This is a genomic window from Dietzia cercidiphylli (genome assembly GCF_014145145.1).
Lineage (GTDB): Bacteria > Actinomycetota > Actinomycetes > Mycobacteriales > Mycobacteriaceae > Dietzia > Dietzia natronolimnaea.
Genome location: NZ_JAALEA010000062.1, coordinates 1 through 1,840, shown reverse-complemented (window position 1 = coordinate 1,840; position 1,840 = coordinate 1). Strand labels below are relative to the sequence as shown.

The following is a 1,840-nucleotide window of genomic DNA, read 5'->3' as shown; positions in this document are numbered from 1 at the left end:
GCCGGGCGCGGGGTCACTCATCGGCGAGTCCCCAGACGTCCAGCGTGCGGCCGCCGCCCGGCCGCGGCCGCACCTGCCCGCGGACCCTGAACACCTCGGCCAGGAGGGCGGGATCGAGCACCTCCTCGGGCGCACCGGTCGCCACCACCCGGCCCTCGTCGAGGACCACCATCGCGTCGCAGTACTCGGTGGCCATCCGGAGGTCGTGGAGCGTCAGCAGGACCGCCAACCCGCCGGCCGCCAGCTCCCGCAGCAGCGCCAGGACCGAGAGCTGCTGGTGCAGGTCGAGGTGGTTGGTGGGCTCGTCCAGCAGGAGCACCTCCGGCTGCTGCGCCAACGCCCGGGCGATCGACACCCGCTGGCGTTCGCCCCCCGACAGGGCCAGGACGTCGCGGGCCGCCAACCCGGCCAACCCCACACGGTCGAGCACGGTGTCCACCACGTCGGCGTCGTCGGTCCCGAACGGCTCGAACAGCCCGCGTGTCACCGTCCGGCCCAGTCGCACCGACTCCCGGACCGTGATGCCACCCAACGAGACCGGCTCCTGAGTGCTCACGCCCACCGTCCGCGCCAGGGCCCGCCGGCGGAGCGAGGTGATGTCGTCGCCGTCGAGGCGCACCAGTCCGGCGGTCGTGGGCAGGGCCCGGTAGCAGGTGCGCAGCAGGGTCGTCTTGCCACTGCCGTTGGGGCCCACCAGCGCGGTGACCCGGCCGGGTGCGATGGTCAGGTCCACCCCCTCGAGGATCCGGCGACCCCCGAGGTCGGTGGAGACGTCGGCCGCGGTCAGTGTGGTCACGTCGCCGACCTTCCGTAGCGCCGCCACAGCATGATCAGGAACACCGGACCCCCCACGATCCCCGTGACGACGCCCACCGGGAGCTCGGCACCGTCGCTGACGGACCGGGCCGCGATGTCGGCCAGCACCAGGGCCACCGCCCCGAGCACCGCGGCCGTCGGCAGTAACCGGGCCGACGTGCGCCCGGTGACGTACCCGGCGAGGTGCGGGATGAGCAGTCCGATGAACCCGATGGTCCCGGAGACCGCCACCGCCCCCGCGGTGAGCATCGAGACCAGCAGCAACATGAGCAGCCGGAACCGCGGGACGTTCATGCCCATGGCCGTGGCGCCGTCGTCGCCGGTCAGGAGGAGGTCCAGGTGGCGGCTGGACAGCATCACCAGGACGCCCGCGACAGCGAGGATCGAGACCGGGGCCAGGAGCATGGTCCACCCGGCGTCACCGAACCCGCCGGCCAGCCAGCGCATGACGGTGCCCAGTTGGTGGTCGTCGCCCAACACCAACAGCGTGAACGTGTTGAGCGCGCCGAACATCATCGTCAGGGCCGCCCCCACCAGCACGATCGCCGTGGTGTCGTGCGCGCGACGGGCCACCAGGACCACCCCGGCCAGTGGCAGCAGGGCGCCGAGGAAGGCGGCCATCGGGAGCGTGAAGACGCCCCACATCCCGGCACCCACGCCCAGGACGGTCAGGACGACGACGCCGAAGCCGGCCCCGGACGACACCCCCAGCAGGTACGGGTCGGCCAGTGGGTTGCGCGTGACCGCCTGGGCGACGCCTCCCGCCACCGCGAGGGACGCGCCCACCGCCGCCGCCATGAGCGACCTCGGCAGCCGGGACTCGATCACGATCGCCTCGCGGGCCTCGGACCACCACGGGGTGAAGGACCCCGGGGCCACGCGGTGGGCGACGATCGCCCAGACGTCTCCGAGGGGGATGGACACCGACCCCAGAGAGACCCCCACCGCCACGGCCAGGGCGAGAAGCCCCAGCAGCGGAGCGAGGACCAGTCCGAGTGGCCGCCTGCCGCGGCGCGGGCCGGTC

Annotated in this window: 2 protein-coding genes; both read right to left on the bottom strand. The window is 73.6% G+C overall.

Annotation, left to right across the window (positions count from 1 at the left end):
- Nucleotides 1-13: 13 nt before the first annotated feature.
- Nucleotides 14-796 (bottom strand): ABC transporter ATP-binding protein, encoded by a 783-nt coding sequence (locus G6028_RS03005; protein WP_179523955.1) that lies wholly within the window; start codon nt 794-796, stop codon nt 14-16.
- Nucleotides 793-1,840 (bottom strand): FecCD family ABC transporter permease (locus G6028_RS03000; RefSeq protein WP_422110517.1); only part of this gene is annotated, 1,048 nt, incomplete at its 5' end. The genes G6028_RS03000 and G6028_RS03005, both read right to left, overlap by 4 nt.